This is a genomic window from Bartonella sp. AC329YNZD, from assembly GCF_042196685.1.
Lineage (GTDB): Bacteria > Pseudomonadota > Alphaproteobacteria > Rhizobiales > Rhizobiaceae > Bartonella.
Genome location: NZ_JBHIQS010000061.1, coordinates 1 through 2,249, shown reverse-complemented (window position 1 = coordinate 2,249; position 2,249 = coordinate 1). Strand labels below are relative to the sequence as shown.

Sequence of the window (2,249 nt, the reverse complement as noted above, 5' to 3'; positions counted from 1 at the left end):
CGTACAATAAGCGTTATATAAACGCCCCGTTGTTCCAACGTCATCCCATCTGTACCACTTATCCAGTCATACAAATGAAATCTTATCCACGGCATACCATTAGACATGCGCATCCCCTTTTTTTATTAAATATAAATGAGTGATCATAATCCCCCCCTTAAGGCTGTTGCCTATTTATATGTGCGCGTATGGTGGCGCGTAATCTATTAATTTGATCTCTTTATTTTTGCCTGTTTAAGAATGTGAATGATGCTGTTGCTGTTCATTATTATCTGTATGAGCAGCAATAAAAGCAGAACTAGAGCTAGAACTATCCTTCAACTTTTGCAGCTTTAGATAATTTATTACGGAGATAGATCCTCTTTTTTCCCACTTGCAAACAGCTGCTTGAGTTACACCAAGCATTTTCGCCATTTCTGATTGTGTCCAATTAAATTTGCCCCGTATTGACTTAGTCAAATTCTTAAAATCTTCTCGTTGATCCATTTACAAGCTCCAATTACAGCTTTGTCTTATTATATTCATATAATTATAGTTATATAAAGTCAATGAAATTTATCTTTATCAACGATAAAAAAATAAGGTAAGCAGAAGTATGAGTAATAAATCTAATATTATAAACACATTAAAAAAGATTTTGACCGAGTTTAACTTAACGCAAGAAGATGTAGCCAAACGGCTAAACGTAACACAAGCTTCAGTGTCTAAGTGGTTAAAAGATTCTGATCCACGCGGCTCTAATAGAGATGCCATTTTAGAATTATATAAAGAACTAAAAGGGGATAATCACTTCACAACTTTTGTTCCTCTTATGGGGTATATTGGAGCAGGAACACAGATAGATCCAAGTTTTGAACAAATCCCTGAAGATGGTCTTGAACAAGTAGAAATTCCTTTTGCTTTACCTGATGATATGGTTGCTTTTGAAGTTAAAGGAGATTCTATGATTCCAGCCTATAAAGATGGAGATATGGTTATCGTAAGACGGCGCCAAATTAAAACAATAGAATCCTTTTTTGGCAAAGAAGCCGTTATTTTAACACATGATAATAAAAGATATATAAAGCAGATTAGCAGGGGCATGAATGGTGAAATAGATCTGCTTTCTTGGAATGCCTTACCTATTAAGAATGTTAAAATTGTGTGGGTTGGAGAAATATTTGCTATTTTGCCAATAAGTTCTTACAGCAAGATGATTCGGACTTATCGCTAATTATCCTCCCCTCTTATTCAGTAAGATATTATAATATTTTTTATAAAAAATATAACTTTTTATAATTTTTTGCTTGCTGTTTTATAATTATAGTTATATAAGTAATTATACAAACCACGCACAAACAATCGCCAAGAGGCGTTAGGGAGGAAAAATTATGGATAAGCCAATTCTTATAAATTCCAATGAAATTTTATTAGTTGCCTACGATAAAGATCAACATATTGCAGAGTCTGGACCACTTGATGCAAGCCAAATTCTAAGCATTGTTGATGAGGTAGATGATGCAATCCAAATCTTTCGCATCAATCCTTCTGAAAAGAACTGTGAAGACATTTCTGAAGAGATCGCAGAAGCATATGTAAAAGGAAATATTGAACATCTCCATGAGGATAGTGAGGTTCATTACTTTATACGCGAAAGTGATGCTTACAATGAACTTTTAGACGAGATCGCAGACGAAAAATATAATGATGAGGTCTACGGGACCTATGAAGAGCAAAATAAATTACGTCTTTGTGATGTGCTTTAAATTCTGAGGGCGCATTTAAAAGCGCCCCCTTTCATTCATCAATCCCATCAATATGAGGTTCGTAATGGAAAAGCCTATTGCTATCCAGCACAATACAATCAAACACGAAACCGTTCAAACGGTCAACGCTCGTGAGTTACATGCGTTTTTGGAAATTGGGAAAGATTTCTCTACTTGGATTAAGGACCGTATTCATCAATATGAATTTGAAGAGGGAAATGATTTCATAAAAACACAAGATTTGCGGTCCCCAAAATTGGGGAGCGCAAAATCTAGAGCTGTTACAGCTATAGACTATCACCTCACATTAGACATGGCAAAAGAGCTCGCCATGGTAGAGCGTAATGAAAAAGGAAAACAAGCCCGTCAATATTTTATTGAATGCGAGCGGCGTGCAAAGCAAGTTGTTACACCACAAATCGATTACTCAAGTCCAAAGGCTATGATTGGCTTTTTGAATTACCTACAAGGTCAAATAGATCAAAAAGACACCATCATTGAAGA

The 2,249-nt window shown here is 35.4% G+C and carries 4 protein-coding genes; 3 read left to right on the top strand and 1 reads right to left on the bottom strand.

The features are described from left to right. Nucleotides 1–234: 234 nt before the first annotated feature. Nucleotides 235–486 carry a helix-turn-helix transcriptional regulator gene (locus tag ACFIMW_RS09130; protein WP_375608875.1) on the bottom strand — a complete coding sequence of 84 codons (252 nt, stop codon included), beginning with the start codon at nt 484–486 and terminating at the stop codon, nt 235–237. 109 nt (nt 487–595) lie between these two features. Between ACFIMW_RS09130 and ACFIMW_RS09125 the strand changes: the two genes are divergently transcribed. From ACFIMW_RS09125 to ACFIMW_RS09115, 3 genes are all read left to right on the top strand, one after another. After that, nucleotides 596–1,213, top strand: coding sequence for a helix-turn-helix transcriptional regulator (locus tag ACFIMW_RS09125; protein ID WP_375607534.1), 618 nt, complete (start codon nt 596–598; stop codon nt 1,211–1,213). A gap of 157 nt (nt 1,214–1,370) precedes the next feature. Next, entirely contained in the window at nt 1,371–1,745 is a 375-nt protein-coding gene (locus ACFIMW_RS09120) for a hypothetical protein (protein WP_375608876.1), read from the top strand. A 64-nt stretch (nt 1,746–1,809) separates the two neighbouring features. After that, nucleotides 1,810–2,249: antA/AntB antirepressor family protein (locus ACFIMW_RS09115; RefSeq protein ID WP_375607576.1), on the top strand; the 440-nt coding region annotated here is incomplete at its 3' end.